The following is a 16,662-nucleotide window of genomic DNA, read 5'->3' on the forward strand; positions in this document are numbered from 1 at the left end:
AGATGAAGAAACTTAATCTAATAACCCTACTAATTATTCTTATTACGTTGGGGGCCAACGCTCAGGAAAAATTTGTGAACAACCTAAGCAAGGTACCGGCTTCCTTAAACCCCAGTTTTCATGCCTTTAAGGATAAAACCAGGATAGGGGTCTTGGCCGAATTTGCCAGTCAAAGCCAAGGTAACCAATCCCAGCATAAATATGCCTTTGGCTCAACGGCCTTTGAAGAATACAATTTTCAACTGGGCGTAGATCTGTTCAACAATAACCTGAACAATTCAGGGTTTAATTATACTTCTGCGGCCTTGAGCTATATGTATAAATTGGTTTTAAAGAACGATTGGATCCTATATCCCGGAATTACTGCGGCGTATAGCAATTACAGGTACGATTTTAACAATCTTACCTTTCAGGATCAGATAAACATCTTTACAGGCCAAATTAGTGCCAATACCATAGATCCCATTACAGCCTCTGAAAATGTAGGCTATTTGGATATGGGGGCCTCGGTTTTGATCCATAACGATATCAATACGCTTTTTGGACTGTCCCTAAAACATTTGAATCAGCCAACAATATCCTCCAAACAAAGTGAAAATAACGTGAATTTAAACATGCTTATTTCCGGGCAATTTGGATATGAAATGGATATCAACAAATATGGTCAGGCCAAATTACCGGAGCATTCCTATTTATATTTATTTAATGCGGTGTCTATTCAAGGACCAAATACCAGATTGGATTTTTATCAGGATGTTACCCTGGGCAACTTTAGTATTGGTATAAACGAACATCTCAGCTATTTGGAAAATGCCTCTTTTTCCGAAATAGGTTTTGCTACCAGTCTTACCTTGGAAACTTTCGAATTTGGACTCAACTATAGATTGCCATTCGGTGGTGAGGCCAAACAATACATTCCCAATTCACTTGAATTATTTTTAGTATTCGACATTTCTAGGTTTAAGGAAAGAAGAAGATCTGACTACAGCAGGTTTTATTAACACTGACCCAATAATATTGTAAAACCCCCAACAAATGTTGGGGGTTTTGTTTTTATGAAAAATAGGCTTGCCAACAATTGCGAAATTGGTTCTTGATACGGCTTCTTAGTTATAGATTTTTTTAATAAATTCAATACCTTATATATCCTGAGAAGTTAAATACAAATTATAGGTATGCATTATAATGATTCCTAATGGTCAATTCATCATACTTTGACCAATAATTGAAAAGATATATGTATTTTTCCTGTAGTAAATAATCCAACCACCATAAAGCCTTTTGACTAATGTACCATTTTAAAAACAGTCTATTTTATTTGTTGCTTATAGCACTATCCATTTCGTCCTGTAGTGAGAAACAAACTCAGATAACCCAAAAACCCAATATTATCTACATCATGTCCGATGACCATACTACCCAAGGCTTTGGTATATATGGGAGTAGATTGGCCGGTTTAAATCCTACCCCTACATTGGACAAGATTGCCAATGAGGGAATTATTTTTGACAACTGTTTTGTAAACAATTCCATCTGTACTCCCAGCAGGGCTTCTATTATTTCTGGACAATACCCACAGACCAACGGAGTTTTGGACCTGGAAGGTGTTATTGGGGTTGAAAGGCAGTATCTACCAAAAGAGATGAAAAAACTGGGATACCAAACGGCCATTGTGGGTAAATGGCACCTTCATGACGAGCCCGCAGCTTTTGATTACTATAAGGTATTGCCCGGACAAGGAGACTATTTTGATCCTGAATTTCTAGTTAGGGGTGAAAAATCATGGCCGGATAATGTGGTAAAGACCAAGGGCCATTCCTCGGATAACATCATGGATATTACCTTGGATTATCTAAAAAATAAAAGGGATCCCAACAAGCCTTTTTTCTTAATGCACCATTTTAAGGCTCCGCATGACGATTTTGAATATGCCCCAAGATATGAGGACTATTTGGCCGATACTTTTATTCCCGAGCCAGAAAGCCTCTACCAAAATGGAAACAACGGTTCCATAGCCACTAGGGGCAAAAACGATTCCCTTACCAGGATAATAGGGTCCTCGGTCTCGCACCGTAACCTAATTCGCCATCAGGCCAACAATATCTATTGGAACGATACCACCGTTTATAAAAAATATAGAAATGCACAAGATATAGCCCCATCCGAATATGTAAAATGGGAAATGACACCGGAAGAAAGGGATTATACCAGTAAAGTCTACCAGGATTATTTAAAGAAGTACCTGAGATGCGTCAAGGGTGTGGATGATAATGTAAAGCGTTTGTTGGACTATTTGGAAGCGGAGAATCTTTTGGACAATACCATTATTGTCTATACCGGGGACCAAGGGTTTATGTTGGGCGAACACGATTATATAGACAAAAGATGGATGTACGAAGAATCCATGCGTATGCCATTTTTTGTGAGATATCCTAAATCCATTGCAGCAGGAACACGTACCGATGCCATAATAAACAACACTGATTTTGCTCCCACCTTGATTGAATTGGCAGGGGGGAAGACCCCAGATTACATGCAGGGCCATAGTTTTAAAACCATTTTGGAAACCGGACAGGAGCCGGAAGGTTGGCAACAGGCCACCTACTACCGTTATTGGATGCATATGGCACATCGCCATCAAAACCCCGCCCACTTTGGTATTAGGACAAAGGACCATAAATTAATATTTTACTACGGGAAATATTGGGTGGATACCGATGATCCCAATGCCACATGGAATAAAGAGAGCTGGGGCAACGACTTCAGCAACCACACTCCACCAGCCTGGGAGTTTTATGATCTTAAACAAGATCCTAAGGAAATGAACAATGCCTATAGTGACCCAAAATATAAAGATATAATCGCAGGTTTAAAGGATCAACTAATCAAATTGAGGGAAGACATCAACGAGACCGATGCAAAATATCCGCACATCCAAAAGGTAATTGACGCTCATTGGAACGATTGAAAATTTGGCTATTGGTATTAAAGTGTATAGTGTGTATTTAAAGCTATATACTATGTAATTTCTACCGAGTTGAGGCAACTAAGACATTCAAGTCTTTTGTAAGGTAGGCGCTTGGGTTCTAAGGTCTGCGTCACCGACAATCAATACTCAGCACTTGCCAAATGTTTATAACATTGCTAACGAGTCTCCCTTTAAAAATGTAGGAACTCTATTATTTATACTAAATTAGACCTACTTCCCCGTAGCACCTTGCTGCCTTAATTAGCGGCTTGGCACATATTACATTAAAGCCCTAAAAGGTTGGACTGTAAAAATGAAAAAACAAAAGCAAAAGATTTCACTATGTGCTTGGCTGAAAGCAAACGCTGGTTTGCTCCTGCACTGCAGTAGCATCTGACATTAACCAAAAATGAATAAAATGGGTAATATCTTCTTCAATAAGTTCAAAAATGTCTTTTTCATACTCTTGCTATTACAATTCTCCTGTCAGGTTTCTTCTGAAAAAAAGCAGGCAGCTGAAACTGAAAATTTCAGATTTATGGAACTAGGCATAGCTGAATTACAACAGGGATTTAAGGACGGTACCTACACCATCAAGGAGGTGGTGGAAGCCTATTTAAAAAGGATTGAAGAGATAGATAGAAGTGGCCCCACGCTTAATGCTATAATTCAAATAAATCCTGACGCCATTAAAAATGCGGAACAGTTGGATTTGGAGATGGCTCAGGGAAACATCAGGGGACCGCTGCATGGAATCCCCATTTTACTAAAGGATAATATCGACACCCATGATAAAATGGCAACTACCTCAGGTTCTAGGGCACTGCTAAATTCTTACCCCTTACAGGATAGCCATGTTGCCAAACAATTGAAAGAAGGCGGAGCCATTATCATTGGAAAAGCCAATTTGAGCGAGTGGGCAAATTTCCGAGGTGAATTATCTTCAAGTGGTTGGAGTGGTGTTGGTGGGCAAACTAAAAATCCATACGTTTTAGATCGTAATCCATGTGGCTCTAGCTCCGGTTCTGCCGTTGCCGTTTCTGCCAATCTAAGCATGTTGGCAATAGGCACTGAAACCAATGGCTCCATTGTCTGTCCTTCCAATAACAATGGTATCGTGGGCATTAAGCCAACGGTGGGCCTTGTTAGCCGCTCTGGAGTAATTCCCATTTCCTTTACCCAAGATACCCCCGGACCTATGGCTCGGACTGTATTGGACGCTGCCATTTGTTTGGGAGTACTTACAGGGATTGACCCGGCCGATGAAAAAACATTGGCAGGCCAGGAGAAATTTTATAAGGATTATACACAATTCCTAAAAGAGGACGGATTAAGGGGCAAGAGAATTGGGCTATACCAAATACCGCTAGGTAAAAATTATAAGGTGGATACCTTGATGTCTAAAGCGGTAGCTTTTATGAAGCGTCAGGGCGCAGAAATCATTGATATAAATGAAATATCAAGTGCCGACGTTGGTGGTTATTCATTTCAAGTTATGTTATATGAATACAAAGACGGATTGAACAAATATTTTCGATCTCTGGGACCAAATGCAGCTATCAAAAGTTTAGAAGAGCTTATCGCATTTAATCGAAAGGATTCCATAGAATTAAAATTTTATAATCAGAGATACCTGGAGATGGCCCAGGAAAAGGGAGACCTAACCGATGGTGCTTACCAGGAAGCTTTGGCCAACATGCTAAAATGGAGTAGGGAAGAAGGAATAGACAGGATTATGAATTTACATCAACTGGATGCCATAATAGCACCCACTGGAAGCCCTGCCTGGAAAACTGATCTGATAAACGGAGATAGCTTTCAGTTGGGAAGTTCTTCACCCGCAGCAAGAGCAGGATACCCCAATATAACGGTACCTATGGGCTACGTTGATGAGTTACCTGTTGGTATATCTTTTTTTGGCCGCGCCTGGAGTGAGCCTGTTTTATTGGAAATAGCCTATGCCTACGAACAAGGAACTAAACATCGTAAAGCTCCTAAGTTTCTTACTCCAGAGTAATTTTGGATTAAAGTCGGTCATTTCGACCAACGAGAGAATACTAGAGCAACCGAAGGTTCACGAACAGCAGTAGAATAAATATTACATGAACTAAATTAAACTTGCGGCTCAACAAAACTCTGCAGGTAAAGTACCAGGTCACTAAAATCGCAAAGACAAAAGATCACCATTACTGAACTGCACGCCTAATATTTGTGATTTCTCTCCCAATAGCTATATCGGGAACCCGAAAGGGTACTCGGTCTATCTGCTTACACAACCCGAATCAACTCTTTAACAATTAAAAACAAATCCACCCCTTAATCAATACAATTCCTCACAGAAAAAACCATGATTTTTCAACAAACTTGTTATAGTGGTTGCCGTGACCCTCTGGGTTTCGACCCGGAGGATATTGTCGCAATCCTCCAGGTCAAAATTCCAGTAGCCATTATTGGCTATTAATTTGTTCAAATCCGGTTTCAAGACTTTTACTTCCCGTTTACTGTTAATTGATGTCTTAAATACCAAAACTTCTTTCATGTTTCAATTCTATTAGCGTTCGTAAAAAGCAGGTGGTTCTATTCCCAAAGACCTTAGATAAACGTAAGCCTGTCCCCGATGGTGAATTTCATTGTCTATAAAGTAAAAGATGGAAGACCTTACCGTACCTTCATATTGACCAAAGATTTTGATGTTTTGTTGAAATTGCTCCTCCTTTATCTGGGCCCAATAAGAATTGATTTCCGTGGTAGCCTCATCCCAAAGTTCCAGCAGTCTATCCTTTTTATTACCGTGATCCAAATGCTCGTTAAGGGGAGCTGACTTACCAGTGGCAATTTCCTTTATACCGGGTCCGGCAATTCCCAACAGCTCCATAACCATTTCGGCAAATGTGCGCATACCCCCAATAGTATGGCTAAAAAAGGCCTCTTCGGGAAAAACTTCAATAGTCCTACGTGTCAGCGTCCTATGTCCTTGCCAATGATCCAGCAATTCTTGTGATGAAATAACTTGTGGGGTCTTGTTCAATGTAGTGTGCATAGTTCTAAATTTTTATTGGTTAATATTTCATGGTCAAAATTAAATATGGGTAGTGACAGCCCTGTGTCAGTAGTAAAAAAATATTTACAAAAAATTATTTAAGAATCTTATTATCAAACCATTACAGTCATTCGTACAAATCAGAAGACCTATGTTGACATAAGGTTGTCACTTGGCCTCCTTTAATTTGTAAACTGATTTTGAAAATATCGGTACGTGAAAGTTTAGCATCGTTAATCCTGTAACCATATGGACAAAACAAAGTCAATTTTTGAATTATACTTTTATTTGAAATCCTATCTTTGGGATATATGTCAGTCTATTATGGGTAGAGATACGGTAAATCGATTTGATCGTATAGTGGCGATCTTGGTGCAGTTACAATCCAAGCGTATTGTAAAGGCGCAAGAGTTGGCAGACCGATTTGAGGTAAGTTTACGAACTATCTATAGGGATATTAGAACCCTGGAAGCCTCTGGTGTCCCCATTATAAGTGAAGCGGGCGTTGGCTATTCCATTATGGAAGGCTATCGGCTACCACCGGTCATGTTTACCCGTGAGGAAGCAGGCAGCTTTGTGGCTGCTGAAAAACTAATGCAGAAGTTTGTGGACAAGTCCCTTGGCAGCTATCATCAATCTGCAATGTTCAAACTAAAGTCGATTTTAAGGGGAAGTGAAAAAGACTGGATTTCTGCCCTGGAGTCCCAAATATCCGTGGACCCATCACAACAGTTGTTCAATGAAGACCTGCCCAATGCACTTGAAATACTTTTTGAAAGTATTGCCGAAAAAAAACAGGTATACTTAAAGTATCACTCCATGCAGAGCGAGCACCCTTCAGATAGGCATATTGAACCAGTAGGTTTATTCCATGAAAACAATTTTTGGTATGTTCTGGGATATTGTCATTATAGAAATGATTATCGACAATTTAGAACGGACAGGATGTTGGGCATTGCAAGAACCCCTCTTTCCTTCATTAAAGATCATGGAAGTTTGGATGAGCATTTAAGTAAAGATCAGAATGTTCAAAAAACCAAGGTAAGAATATTGGTGGATAAAAATATCGCCAGATTTATTAATGGCGATAGGAAACACTACGGCTTTATTTCCGAAAAGGTGAGGGGCAACCAAGTGGAAATGACATTTATGACTTCGAATGTAGAACATGGATTCCCTAGGTGGTATCTCATGTTTGGAGATTATGCCGAGATTATAGAGCCCGAAATTCTAAAGCATCGTGTTAGGGCTATCTTGGAAAAAACGGTTTCCAAACTTTAAGAAGTTTCTGAATTGTATGGGTAAGGCTGTATACTTTTCTAATAAATTATAATGGTCGGGGGCTGAACGGCCACTTGGCCTATAATGCAAAGCCCGTTTTTTCGGATAGAATACTTTTAAGTTCTTCTGTAGTGGAAGCATCTATATTGTTCAATGCCTTTACTTTACAAAGTTTCTCCACCATTTCCTTACCGGCCATCGTATTGGAGGCAATCCCCGTTACTATATCAGGTTTCAGGTCAAAAGCCTTCATTAGTCCATAATCGGCGTAGGGATCGGAGGCCGCTAATATGATACATTTAATTTGCTCCCTAATGGCATCTATAGCAATATCCCCATTGTAAGGCTCCAAGGGTGAAGCTCCAATCTCAACAATGGCTACATCTGCCATTTGATGTTCCATTTTACTCAACAGCTGCTGCAATTTATTCTTAAAGGCATCCTTGGGATAGATGGAAGAGGGTAGGCCTACGTCAACAAAATCCATCACTGCATCTGCACCTACATCCTTAATCGCCAATATATCCTTATAACGTCCGGCTCCAGTTAGTTTTGCACCAACTACTTTGTGGCCTGCCGCTTTAAACAGATTGGTAACAATTCGGGCAGAGGTAGTCTTTCCAGCAGACATAGAAGTACCTACAAAAAGAACGACCGGGGTAGTAAAAGGAATATTTAAAGAAGGCTTAACAAAATCCTGCATGTTTAACGCCTTATCGTTCCTATGGGTGTGACCTATATATTCCAACTCCATCATATTGGGCATAAAAGCAGATTTGGAGGTCAATTTACCAAGGAGTCCTGCCCCTGTAAGTACATTCATTTTAAGGTCTTCCCCAACTTTTCGCCAGGTACCGGTAGCTTCTAGTGTTGCATAGCGTTCGCCCAAGGCACCAACTATTGACTCTCCTCCGATTACACCTCGCATCCTTCCATTGGAAAGCTCCAGAAGTAGGGAGCTACTTCCAGGGTCCAAAATCTTGCAGACCACATAATCGCCAGTCTGCCATTGATCCCTAGGCATTAGTATTACATTAAAATCTTTTTCCTCCAAATCGGAAATCCGGGTAAGGGAAGTATATATAAATAGATTTTTCATGCTTATCTGTTTAATGGTTCTGTCAGGAGCAATAGCGTCAATAAAGACGTGCGTTCAATTAACTTGTTTTCAAAAACATACTCATGAGGGGCATGAGCACCGTCTCCCGGGGTTCCAAGCCCATCCAAGGTAGCAGTGAAAATACTGGTAGTATTGGCATCGGAGCCTCCTCCAGAGGTAGCTTGCTCCAAATGAACCCCTAGCACCTTCCCGTGTTGTTCTGCTATTTTCCATAGCTCCTGATTACGTGGCGTCTTTTCCATGGGAGGGCGTCCTATACCACCTTCAATGGTCAACTGTACATTTGGCAAGAAGGGTTTCAATCCCTTTATTTTATTGGTAATCAGTTCTCCATCGGCCTCGTTTAAAACGCGGACATCCACCACTGCTTTACTTTCTGGGGCTACTACGTTGGGCGATATACCACCTTCGATCATACCTACATTAACGGTGATGCCTTTTTCGAAATCGTTCATCGCATATAATTGCTGTACCTGATGGGACAGCTCCACTATGGCGTTGATCCCCTTTTCCGGATCCAAGCCTGCATGTGCCGCTTTTCCAGTAACGGTCAAGGTAAAGCGACCCAAACCCTTCCTTGCAGTCTTTAGTTTTCCATCCAGGCCAAGTGGTGGCTCCAGCACATAGGCACGGTTTGAGATTTTCGCCAATCTTTTAATGGCATTGGTAGATTCCCTACTTCCTATTTCCTCGTCCGAATTTATTAGTATGATCGGCGTTACTAGTAAGGGAGCCTCCGGTATAGCTTTGAGAGCCAATAAGGCAAAATATAATTGGGTAAGACCGGCCTTCATGTCATATATACCAGGCCCTTTTAACATACCATTTTCGTAAGATATGGGCATATCCTTTATTGTATCCGTTGGCCAAACTGTATCGCAATGTCCTATTATCAGCTGTACTGGTAGACTTTTATTCCTGACTTTGGGTCTTGCATAAAGATAACCCCCAGTATTCTTGCCTGGAACTAGAATAACATGGTAGCCAATAACTTCAAATTTGGTTTTTAAAAAATCGAGGATTATATGTTGCTTTTCTTTTTCTCTGGAAGGCGATTCCAAAGCAACCAAATCCCTTAGAAACTGAATTATCTGGTCATGATGGGCCTCTAAGTATTTCCTTATTTGGATCGCTATTTCTTTTTGCGCTATCATTTTTTAAAACCTTTGGGGAATGGAAAATTATAGGTCTGGTCAATAGAGGCGAACCTTCCGGGCGGTAAGTACGCTAATAAGGGAAATTCATTGATTTGTTGTTGTTCATCCATTTCGGAAACCCTTAAATAGTCTTTATGCACAAAGGCAGTCTTGATTTTCCCTGTTATAAAACTATGGTCATCAAACCCATCAATTATTTTGAACAACTGGCATTCCATATATAAATAGGAATCCTTAATAAACAGGGCATCTATGGTGGTAGTCTTAACTGTTGGCAACGATCCGATAATTTGAACCGATTTTTCCAAGTCCGGGTTTCGTGGTGAAGCACCTAATGATGCCAACAAAACTTGATCGGGTATAGGAAAGCTTATAGAAAATTCCTTGGTTTCCTTTACATTGTGATAGGTGGAATGATTTGGGGTGCACAGAAAACCAAAATAATTGGACGGTCCCAAAGGTGTTGCCATATGTTTGGGTGCCATGTCATAACCATCACCTTCCTTGGTACCTACAATAATTAAGGGAGCAACCGTAAAGAAATGATCCCAAATAGGCCTATTGGTCGATATTTGCACGTAATTATCCTGTAACTGCTTTTCCATGTTAAAACGCTAGGTTCTAACCAAATTTACAAAGGACAGTGCAAAATTCAACTGACATTGGTGATAAGGACAGCCCTTAAACAATACCTTTAAGGTATGGGACAGGTCCTAAGGTGGTCTCCCAACATCGATAGGAAATGCCGTTGGAATAGGGGTATAACCAATATCGTATAATTAAATTCACATCATATAGATATAGCGGAAAGGGGAGACCTTTCCGCCAATTATCATATCAGCTTTAGGGCCTAATTATCTTATCATAGGCCATCTGGTATAGATCTGTTAATTCCTTATCCGGATTCTTCTGACGGATCTTTTCCAAAAAGGCCAATAATTCTTCTCTTTTGTTGTGTTTGTGGGCATCGAAAAGGATATCTTCTATAGTATTGCTCATAATCTAGTTTTCTATTTCTTGAATTACTTTTAATGTTTTTAGCATGGAATCGGGGGTTACGGAAATGGTATCTATACCTTCCTCGATTAGGAATTTGGAGAAATCCGGAAAATCCGAAGGTCCCTGACCACATATTCCCACCTTGGTCTTATGTTTTTTGGCCGAGGAGATCAAGGTTTTGATCATCCCTTTTACCGCACAATTACGCTCGTCGTACAAATGGGCCACCAAGCTGGAATCCCTATCCAAGCCAAGGACCAATTGGGTAAGATCATTGGATCCGATAGAAAAACCGTCTATCATAGGTGCAAACTCATCGGCCAAAATTACATTGGAAGGCAATTCTGCCATCAAATAAATTTCCAACCCTCTTTCACCCCTCTTAAGTCCATGGTCTTCCATGATCTTCAATACTTTGGTTAATTCTTGGGGAGTCCTACAAAATGGGATCATGATGGTAATGTTTTCCAGGCCAAATTCATCCCTTACTTTTTTCAGGGCTTTACATTCCATTACAAAGGCCTCCCTAAAAGCTTCCGAATAATAACGCGAAGCTCCCCTCCAACCGATCATTGGATTTTCTTCCCGAGGTTCAAAATGATTCCCTCCCAAAAGGTTGAAATATTCGTTGGTCTTGAAGTCGGACAATCTGGTAATAACTCGATTAGGGTAAAACGCAGCCCCGATCTTACCGATGCCCTGTGCCAGTTTATTGATAAAAAAGGCCTCCTCGGATTCATATCCCTTGATCAATTCGGCAATGGCCACGGAAAGGGCAGGATCGTTCAAGGTCTTATGCTTCAACAAAGCCAAAGGGTGCACTTTTATATAATTGTTGATGATAAACTCTTCCCTGGCCAGACCAACTCCGGCATTTGGGATTTTCCTATACTGAAAGGCCAGTTCCGGCGAACCTATATTCATTAGGACAGGGGTTTTGGTCTTCGGAAATTCCGTGTATGCGGTTTCGTGGAGCTTGTATTTTATTTTTCCTTGGTACACCTTGCCAACATTGCCTTCTGCACATGAAACTGTAATATCCTGACCGTTCTCTAATAGGGTAGTGGCATGGGCAGCACCCACAATGGCAGGGACGCCAATTTCACGAGCTACAATAGCGGCATGACAGGTTCTACCCCCCTTTTCGGTAATGATGGCCGATGCCTTTTTCATGAGTGGCTCCCAATCCGGATCTGTCATTTCCGTAACCAGCACATCGCCTTCCTTAAAATCTATTTCATCGGCACTGCCATCCCTACCATCCAAGGTAAAAATGCGATATACCTTCCCGTTTCCGATCTTGTCTCCCACAGCCACCCCTTCCAGAATAAGTTTATCCGCCAATTGATCCTCATCTTCAATTTCATATTCTTTTATACTTTCTGTCTGTTCCTGGGAATGGATCGTCTCCGGCCGGGCCTGAACAATATACAGTTCATTGGAAAGTCCGTCTATGGCCCATTCTATATCCATAGGGCACCAGGAGCCTCTTACAGAACTGTAATAATTTTCAATTTTCTGTACCCATTGGGCAAGTTGGATTATTTGTGGATCCTTTAAACAAAAGGAATCTTGTATCTTTTGATCTACAGGTACCTGTTTTACAGTTTCAAACGGTTTGTTGCCATACACCATTTTATGTGTTTTCTTGCCTAGTTTTTTATCTATAATGGCATTAAACCCTTGTTCCAAGGTAGGTTTGAATACTATAAATTCGTCAGGAGAAATTTCCCCGCCCACAACAAGTTCCCCCAATCCATATGCACCGTTGATCAGGACCACATCCTTGAACCCACTTTCTGTATCCAAGGAAAAAGCTACTCCTGAAGAACCTAGATCGGAACGTACCATTTTTTGAACACAGACCGATAGTTTAATTGTAAAATGGTCAAAGTTCCTTGAAGAACGATAAGAAATGGCCCTGTCCGTATACAGGGAGGCAAAACAGCTTCTAATGGCCGTTAATAGCATTTCCCCACCGCGAATATTCAAATAAGTGGATTGTTGCCCCGCAAAGGAAGCGTCCGGCAGATCCTCGGCCGTTGCGGAAGAGCGCACAGCAACATCGGTGGCGTCCTGACTGTATTCTTCGGATAGGACGTAATAGTATTCCAGTATTGCCTTTTCTACGGATACAGGGAATTTTCCGTTGGAAATCAATTTCCGAATATTGGAACCGGTTTTACGTAATTGAATAATGTCAGTCGTATCCAATCCCTCCAAGGCCGCACTAATCTTTTCCTTTAAATGGTTCTCCTCTATAAACGCATCATAGGCGTCCACGGTAACGGCAAAACCATTGGGCACTTTAATGTTTTGGGAGGTGAGGTTTTGGATCATTTCACCAAGGGAAGCATTCTTGCCCCCAACTCTTGGCAGATCTTCCATTCCAACTTCGCTTAATTTTTGGATGCACTCTTTTTTATTTTTCATGGCACTAGTCTGGTTAGTGATTTTACGCAATCGTTTTCGTAGATTGACAAAAAAAATTATTACAGTACAAAATTTCATCAATTATGGGACCTTCACAACCAATTTTCAATCAAATAACAATACTTTTTGTGCTCATATATTAAATCATTTATAAATATTGAAATTTTAGTACTAATAAGTATTGCTCATGTACGCGTTTTTTGACCCTAGTCAAAATGGATGTCAACAAACATAACTAGGTTTTGGAATTAGGTAAAATGGATGAGGTAAGAATAGGATCGATTTTAAAATCAATCTCTAAATTTCTACATGCTTAAAATGGAGACCTACTGTATTATGCAAAAAAATACCTAGTCAAATGCCTTCTTATTGAAATTAGAATAGATATTTTTCAAGTAATTTCGGATCCAACAAGGAGGGTTATACTGGTATAATCAACAAGGCCGAGAGGTCTATTATCAATTGAAAATTGACAATATGAAAGAAGTCGATATATGGTTGGAGCAATTCCAAAAAATTAGGAAGATCGTTTCGACCCATGGGATACTTTACTATCAACTTTTAAAAACAAGAAAAATGAATAGTAAACTATTTTTTGATTTTTAAGTAAATAAGGTAAATAAAACCATTCATGTAAAAAGCGAATTTGATGCAAACCTGGAATGGATTTGGCAAGCCTGGACAACTCCCAAATTGTTGGACAAGTGGTGGGCCCCGAAAACCTATATAAACAAAATTCTTGGAATTTAAAGAAGGGGAACCAAGTATAAAGGAGCCACCAATGCTGATGTTAGGGAATTAAACGCCGAGAGCAATTTTTATACGTTGTACAGGGCCTCCATCAATTCATTCTTTTTGTTTCTGCTCAATGGTACCTGTCGTCCTTCCACTTCAATATTTTTACTATTGAACTTTTCAACTTTTTCCAGATTAACGATATAGGATTTGTGAATCCTTAAGAATTTTTCCTGTGGCAACTGCTTTTCAAAAGATTTCATGGTAGAAAGAATAACGATATTGCCTTCATTGGTTACCACTTTAATATAGTCGCCAAGAGCTTCTACCCATTTTATATCATTCAGAACAACTTTGCGCTTCTTTAGGTTGCTTTTTACGAAGATATATTCTTCTTCCGCGCTTACGTTCTGAGTCTGTTCATGTCTGGCCAAGGCTCTTTTTATGGATGCTTCAAAACGGGAGTAGGAAATTGGCTTGTACAAATAGTCGGTTACGTCGTAATCAAATGCCTTTAGGGCATAATCGGGCTTACCGGTGATCAAAATTACTTGTGGTGGATTTTCCAAAGATTCCAAAAGATCGAAACCATTAATGATGGGCATTTCTACATCGAGAAAAATAAGGTCTATTTCATTATTTTTAATCCCGTTATTGGCTTCAATGGCATTGCTGTACTGGGCTACCAATGCAAGGTTGGGATGCTTGTTCACTAATTGGGCTACGGCCATGCGCTGCATAGACGAATCGTCTACAATTATACTTCTTAATTTCATAACGTGTCTCTCGTGGGTTTAAATCGAGTTGAAAATACTTAAATAGCTACCCAAACCCTCAAAAATGATGTGAACACCACTTTAGATGTTGTGTAAATGGTGATATTTGTGGTCTAGGCAATTGGTTCTATTTGCTACCTATAAAACGGCCAATTCAGATTCAGGTACGTATTGGCCAAAAACCTTTGGGGTTCTTATACCATATTTGTTCAATAACAATTTATGAACTAGAAAACATAGGTTAACATCGCCCTTAATCAGTCGCAGAAGGGTAGCAGGGGCTCAAAATCTCTATGAAGACGTGCAACCAGTCCAATTAATATGTATTGGCCATATTGGGATTAAAAAACAGTTTAAAGTAAAACATAGTCTTATGAAGAAATTTATGAAAGTTGAAAGTGAAGGGATTTTTTTTCAGTGCAAAAACCTGATTTTTCAAGTATCTATCCTGCTACTTTTCCTGAGTAGCAATACCTCCAATGCACAGGTATACTCCACCACAGATGGTCACGCCAATTTCCATGCAAAAATGCCACTTAACACCTATATGGGCAAGTCGGACCAATTACAGGGGAGCATCAATTTCGAAACTGGAAAAGTTGCATTTAAGCTGTCTGTAAAATCCATTAAGACAGATAAGGACAAACGGGATGAACACATGTACGAGCTGCTGGAGGTGGAAAAAAATCCCAATGTACTTTTTGATGGGAAACTTATGGATGATTTTAACTTTGATAAAAAGGGTAATCAGACGGTCAAGGTCAGTGGCGATTTCACCCTAGCCGGAACTACTAGACAAATAAGCGTTCCTTTAGAATTAGTACTTGTTTCTGAAGGTACAATTCAATTAAAAGCTTCCTGGTCATTGTTAATTACCGACTATGGTTTAGAGCGCCCAAGCATAGTATTTATACAAGTTAATGACGAACATGACTTAAGTGTGGATGCAGTTCTAAAGGAAAACTAAAATTCATATATATGAACCAAACAATGGCCTAAAATAGCTGGAATAATTTCAGTCCGTTTGCTTTAAGAGACTTTTCAATTATGGGATTGCTCACAGCTTCATGGAGTGCATCCCAGTTATTGTGATTTAATTCCAAAACTATAGGCAAAATATTAATTATCTTTACCGCTACTTCCTCCACAGCATATCCTGAACCTAATTTGGGCCATAAGATATAGTTCCATTTTAGGAAATTGCAGGCATTAGGTTTATTAGTATGTTCAATATCCTTTTAAAATATTTGTTATTCTTTGTTATAGCATAGAAATAATCATATGCCATTACTAGCATCAAGACAAAAAACCTCAATAGACGGTATAGCTATGAAGTTCGATATATATTCACCGATGGATATTTTAAAACCCTTTATCCTACGTTACGTAATATCAGAAAATGAAATGCCAAGTGCATATAAAGTTTTTCCGTCTACTGGTTTAGTCGTCGGATTTCAATATAAAGGACAGCTTTCAACGCTAAAGGAAAATGTGGAAAACAAACTCCGCAGCACGGGAATAACAGGAATTTCGGACAGCTATAAAACCTTTAAGAATTCCGCGGATATAGGAACAGTATTGGTGTATTTCACCGAATTTGGATTTTGTCATTTTAATTCACATCCGGCAAACGAATTGTTCAACTTAAGCCTTCCGCTTGAGGATGTTTTTGATAAGAACAAGACAATGGAAGTTATGGAAAAATTGGTTCTTGCTACAACGGATATACAACGTGTCCAAATCGTTGAGGAATTTTTGTTATCCCAACTGAAGGACATTAAAAGGGACCTGCTTATAGAAGAGGCGGTCAAAATTATTTACCAGAGTAAAGGAACAATCAGAATAAAGGACTTAAACGAAAGGCTTTTCATCAGTCAAAGCCCATTTGAAAAACGTTTCAGAAAAGTAGTTGGAACAACACCAAAAAAATTTACTTCCATAGTGCGTTTCAATGCAGTTCTTGAAAGTCTTGGGAAAACCGAATCGCTTACTAAAATCTGTTATGAAAATAGTTTTTTTGATCAAGCCCATTTCATCAAAAATTTTAAGCAATTTACCGGGGATACTCCTGAAAACTTTAAGCGATTCTTGTAGATAAACGATTTTTTACAATTAGATTGATTTTGGTCGTTGCACCTTTGAACTGTAATCTT

The 16,662-nt window shown here is 39.7% G+C and carries 14 protein-coding genes; 6 read left to right on the forward strand and 8 right to left on the reverse strand.

The window, feature by feature from the left end:
- The first annotated feature begins 2 nt into the window (after positions 1–2).
- The 3 genes from BUA60_RS06895 to BUA60_RS06905 all read left to right on the forward strand — a co-directional run bounded on the left by BUA60_RS06895 (position 3) and on the right by BUA60_RS06905 (position 4,985).
- Complete coding sequence (locus BUA60_RS06895) at positions 3–1,001, forward strand: PorP/SprF family type IX secretion system membrane protein (RefSeq protein ID WP_072861036.1); 999 nt, start codon at positions 3–5, stop codon at positions 999–1,001.
- 287 nt (positions 1,002–1,288) lie between these two features.
- On the forward strand, positions 1,289–2,968 hold the full coding sequence (locus BUA60_RS06900; RefSeq protein WP_072861037.1) for a sulfatase family protein: 1,680 nt from the start codon (positions 1,289–1,291) through the stop codon (positions 2,966–2,968).
- Between the two features lie 418 nt (positions 2,969–3,386).
- Complete coding sequence (locus BUA60_RS06905) at positions 3,387–4,985, forward strand: amidase (protein ID WP_143153139.1); 1,599 nt, start codon at positions 3,387–3,389, stop codon at positions 4,983–4,985.
- Positions 4,986–5,288: 303 nt separating this feature from the next.
- Here the strand turns inward: BUA60_RS06905 and BUA60_RS06910 are convergent, their stop codons facing one another.
- Both BUA60_RS06910 and BUA60_RS06915 read right to left on the reverse strand, forming a co-directional pair.
- A complete protein-coding gene (locus tag BUA60_RS06910) occupies positions 5,289–5,507 on the reverse strand; it encodes a hypothetical protein (protein WP_072861039.1) in 219 nt (72 codons plus the stop codon).
- 12 nt (positions 5,508–5,519) lie between these two features.
- Positions 5,520–6,008, reverse strand: a complete 489-nt coding sequence (locus BUA60_RS06915; RefSeq protein WP_072861040.1) for a DinB family protein — start codon at positions 6,006–6,008, stop codon at positions 5,520–5,522.
- Between the two features lie 324 nt (positions 6,009–6,332).
- Between BUA60_RS06915 and BUA60_RS06920 the strand changes: the two genes are divergently transcribed.
- A complete protein-coding gene (locus BUA60_RS06920; protein WP_072861590.1) occupies positions 6,333–7,289 on the forward strand; it encodes a helix-turn-helix transcriptional regulator in 957 nt (318 codons plus the stop codon).
- Positions 7,290–7,368: 79 nt separating this feature from the next.
- On the opposite strand, the gene BUA60_RS06925 is transcribed toward BUA60_RS06920, so the two are convergent.
- The 6 genes from BUA60_RS06925 to BUA60_RS06950 all read right to left on the reverse strand — a co-directional run bounded on the left by BUA60_RS06925 (position 7,369) and on the right by BUA60_RS06950 (position 14,509).
- Positions 7,369–8,388: a hypothetical protein gene (locus BUA60_RS06925; protein WP_072861041.1), complete on the reverse strand. Its 1,020-nt coding sequence runs from the start codon at positions 8,386–8,388 to the stop codon at positions 7,369–7,371.
- A gap of 2 nt (positions 8,389–8,390) precedes the next feature.
- A complete protein-coding gene (locus tag BUA60_RS06930; RefSeq protein WP_072861042.1) occupies positions 8,391–9,563 on the reverse strand; it encodes a M20 family metallopeptidase in 1,173 nt (390 codons plus the stop codon).
- Positions 9,560–10,171: a flavin reductase gene (locus tag BUA60_RS06935; RefSeq protein WP_072861043.1), complete on the reverse strand. Its 612-nt coding sequence runs from the start codon at positions 10,169–10,171 to the stop codon at positions 9,560–9,562. Before BUA60_RS06935 ends, BUA60_RS06930 begins: the two co-directional genes overlap by 4 nt.
- Positions 10,172–10,409: 238 nt before the next feature.
- A complete protein-coding gene (locus tag BUA60_RS22990) occupies positions 10,410–10,565 on the reverse strand; it encodes a hypothetical protein (RefSeq protein ID WP_178346973.1) in 156 nt (51 codons plus the stop codon).
- 3 nt (positions 10,566–10,568) lie between these two features.
- Positions 10,569–12,998 (reverse strand): phosphoenolpyruvate synthase, encoded by a 2,430-nt coding sequence (ppsA, locus tag BUA60_RS06940; protein ID WP_072861044.1) that lies wholly within the window; start codon positions 12,996–12,998, stop codon positions 10,569–10,571.
- An 818-nt stretch (positions 12,999–13,816) separates the two neighbouring features.
- Positions 13,817–14,509: a LytR/AlgR family response regulator transcription factor gene (locus BUA60_RS06950; RefSeq protein ID WP_072861045.1), complete on the reverse strand. Its 693-nt coding sequence runs from the start codon at positions 14,507–14,509 to the stop codon at positions 13,817–13,819.
- Between the two features lie 373 nt (positions 14,510–14,882).
- On the opposite strand from BUA60_RS06950, the gene BUA60_RS06955 reads away from it, so the two are divergent.
- A complete protein-coding gene (locus BUA60_RS06955; RefSeq protein WP_245802506.1) occupies positions 14,883–15,476 on the forward strand; it encodes a YceI family protein in 594 nt (197 codons plus the stop codon).
- A gap of 314 nt (positions 15,477–15,790) precedes the next feature.
- A complete protein-coding gene (locus BUA60_RS06960) occupies positions 15,791–16,603 on the forward strand; it encodes a helix-turn-helix domain-containing protein (RefSeq protein ID WP_218587908.1) in 813 nt (270 codons plus the stop codon).
- Positions 16,604–16,662 lie beyond the last annotated feature (59 nt).

This window comes from Arenibacter palladensis (assembly GCF_900129275.1).
Taxonomy (GTDB): Bacteria; Bacteroidota; Bacteroidia; order Flavobacteriales; family Flavobacteriaceae; genus Arenibacter; species Arenibacter palladensis.

What these genes read in the sequence shown, in the direction of transcription:
- BUA60_RS06900 (WP_072861037.1), top strand. Translation starts at nt 1,289, where the DNA reads ATGTACCATTTTAAAAACAGTCTATTTTATTTGTTGCTTATAGCACTA.
- BUA60_RS06915 (WP_072861040.1), bottom strand. Translation starts at nt 6,008, where the DNA reads ATGCACACTACATTGAACAAGACCCCACAAGTTATTTCATCACAAGAA.
- BUA60_RS06950 (WP_072861045.1), bottom strand. Translation starts at nt 14,509, where the DNA reads ATGAAATTAAGAAGTATAATTGTAGACGATTCGTCTATGCAGCGCATG.
- BUA60_RS06960 (WP_218587908.1), top strand. Translation starts at nt 15,791, where the DNA reads ATGCCATTACTAGCATCAAGACAAAAAACCTCAATAGACGGTATAGCT.
- BUA60_RS06910 (WP_072861039.1), bottom strand. Translation starts at nt 5,507, where the DNA reads ATGAAAGAAGTTTTGGTATTTAAGACATCAATTAACAGTAAACGGGAA.
- BUA60_RS06925 (WP_072861041.1), bottom strand. Translation starts at nt 8,388, where the DNA reads ATGAAAAATCTATTTATATATACTTCCCTTACCCGGATTTCCGATTTG.
- BUA60_RS06930 (WP_072861042.1), bottom strand. Translation starts at nt 9,563, where the DNA reads ATGATAGCGCAAAAAGAAATAGCGATCCAAATAAGGAAATACTTAGAG.
- BUA60_RS22990 (WP_178346973.1), bottom strand. Translation starts at nt 10,565, where the DNA reads ATGAGCAATACTATAGAAGATATCCTTTTCGATGCCCACAAACACAAC.
- BUA60_RS06935 (WP_072861043.1), bottom strand. Translation starts at nt 10,171, where the DNA reads ATGGAAAAGCAGTTACAGGATAATTACGTGCAAATATCGACCAATAGG.
- BUA60_RS06955 (WP_245802506.1), top strand. Translation starts at nt 14,883, where the DNA reads ATGAAGAAATTTATGAAAGTTGAAAGTGAAGGGATTTTTTTTCAGTGC.
- BUA60_RS06920 (WP_072861590.1), top strand. Translation starts at nt 6,333, where the DNA reads ATGGGTAGAGATACGGTAAATCGATTTGATCGTATAGTGGCGATCTTG.
- ppsA (WP_072861044.1), bottom strand. Translation starts at nt 12,998, where the DNA reads ATGAAAAATAAAAAAGAGTGCATCCAAAAATTAAGCGAAGTTGGAATG.
- BUA60_RS06895 (WP_072861036.1), top strand. Translation starts at nt 3, where the DNA reads ATGAAGAAACTTAATCTAATAACCCTACTAATTATTCTTATTACGTTG.
- BUA60_RS06905 (WP_143153139.1), top strand. Translation starts at nt 3,387, where the DNA reads ATGGGTAATATCTTCTTCAATAAGTTCAAAAATGTCTTTTTCATACTC.